The 1,962-nt window shown below is 64.1% G+C and carries 1 protein-coding gene; it reads right to left on the bottom strand.

What is annotated here, in order from left to right; translation table 11 throughout:
* Nucleotides 1-75: 75 nt before the first annotated feature.
* Entirely contained in the window at nucleotides 76-1,815 is a 1,740-nt protein-coding gene (locus RM96_RS31360) for an IS1634 family transposase (protein WP_039015640.1), read from the bottom strand.
* Nucleotides 1,816-1,962 lie beyond the last annotated feature (147 nt).

Consider the following 1,962-nt stretch of genomic DNA (forward strand, 5'->3'; position numbering starts at 1 on the left):
CTAGCCCGAAGTTTGACTCGGAGACCAAGCTAACCTGTTGAAGCGCCGAGAGATTTTTAAGCAGCAGAGGGTTGGCTACTGGGAACAGCCGGGGTCGATGCCGAGCAGCGCAAAGGCTTTGCGCTGCAACGGCGTGGGACGGGTCGTGATGACGATCTTGGTCTGTGGGTTGACCGAGGTCGAGGTGATGTTATAGGTCAACGTGGCGAGGTCCTGCAGCAGCGTCTGCAGGCTATGCACGGGCAGGTCGTCGTCGGTCCGGTGGCGCGCGGCTTTGGCGTCGGCCCCCGCCGAGCGCGGCGTCGGCATGACCGGATTGGCACGTTGATCACGCAGCGTTGCCAGGTCCTCATCGTCATGGAGCAGCGGCTTAAGCGCTTGGCGCAGATGCCACTCGACGTAGTAGGCCAGCATGCATAGAAACACGTGCGCGCGCACGCGCGACTCGCTGAAGTGATAGATCGGACGCACCTGCAGATCGACCGTCTTCATCGAGCGGAAGGCGCGCTCGACCTGCGCCAGGCTCTTGTAGGCCAGGACCGTCTGGGTGTCGGATAGCCGTTCACTCGGCACATTGGTCCGCAGTACGTAGAGTCCATCGAGAGCGGTCTCGGCATCGATCTGCTCTTGCTTGCGGGTGAACGTAAAGCTCGTCTCGGTGATGACCAGCTCAAAGTGCTTGGCCATCCGATAGCGCTCGATCACGCGACCCACGCGCAAGCCAATCTTGTCTTGGCCGCGCAGGCGATTGCGGGTGCGCTCGGTGGCCTGCGCGATCGCGGCCAGCTCCACTTCGGTGGCCGCCAGCAGCTCGGCGCGCTTTCTGGCGCGCTCCTCGGCCAACGCGGGGTTGCGGCAGACCAGCAGCCGCTCACCCGGATAGCGCGCGCTGTCCAATGCGATCAGGCCGCGCTCGTCAAACAGCGAGGGCTGCCAAGGGCCGCGCTCCTCGATCAACTCGGCGATCTGCGGCGAGCGCAGCGCGGTGATCCAGCCCATGCCGGCCGGGCGCAGCACCTGCTCGATTCGCGCAGCGGTAATCATGCCGCGATCGCCCACCCACACCACCTGAGACAGGCCAAAGCGCTCCTTGAGCTTGCTAATCTGCGCCGCTAGCGTGGCCGGATCGGCGGTGTTGCCGGCAAACACCTCGACCGCCACCGGACAGCCATTGGCGGCGCACAGCAAGCCAAACACGATCTGCGGGTCATCGCGTTTGCCGTCGCGCGAGTAGCCGTAGCGGGCAAGCGCGCAGTGCCGGCCGGTGACCCACGTCGAGGTGAGGTCATAGAGCACCAGCACGCCGTCGCTCAGATGCTGGCGGGCGAGGCTGCGTTCGATGCGCGGCTGCGCTTCGCCGAGCCAGTCCAGCGCTGCGTAGAGCCGCTCGACCTCGAACGCGCCAAGTCCCAGCACCTGCGACAGCGAATGGGTTGCACACTGCGGCTGCAACATGCGCCAGGTGGCGAGCTTGGAGCCCGGTGCCAACACGCGCGCCACCACCAAGGCCAGCACCAGTGAACGCACCGGGGCGGGCGCAGGGTCAAGCAGTTTGGCCAGGCCGCAGCGCCGGGCGATGCCCAGCACGGCGGCCACATGGCCATGCGGCAGCGACCGCTCGATGCTCATCAGCGCCTGGGCTGACTCAACGGCGATGCCGCCCTTGAGCAAGACGCGGAAGTGTTCAATGAGTTGCGGATCCCAGTGCGACAGATTGGCAAGGGTGCGTTTGACGACCTTGCCGCCGTCACGATAGCCCTCACGCAGAAGGATCGCGGGCGGGGAGTTTCGATTGGGGACGGTCTCGATATACATGGGCTAAAGCATAGCCAATGAAGCCTGTAATTCAAGGCAAATCTCCCCAAACATTGAACCATTTACATGGGAACAACTAGGACGCAAAAAATGGCGCAAAGGCGCGCCATGTCTTGCTTAGCTGCGTTTCGGGCCCTCAAACTTCGG

Source organism: Cupriavidus sp. IDO (assembly GCF_000812465.1).
Lineage (GTDB): Bacteria > Pseudomonadota > Gammaproteobacteria > Burkholderiales > Burkholderiaceae > Cupriavidus.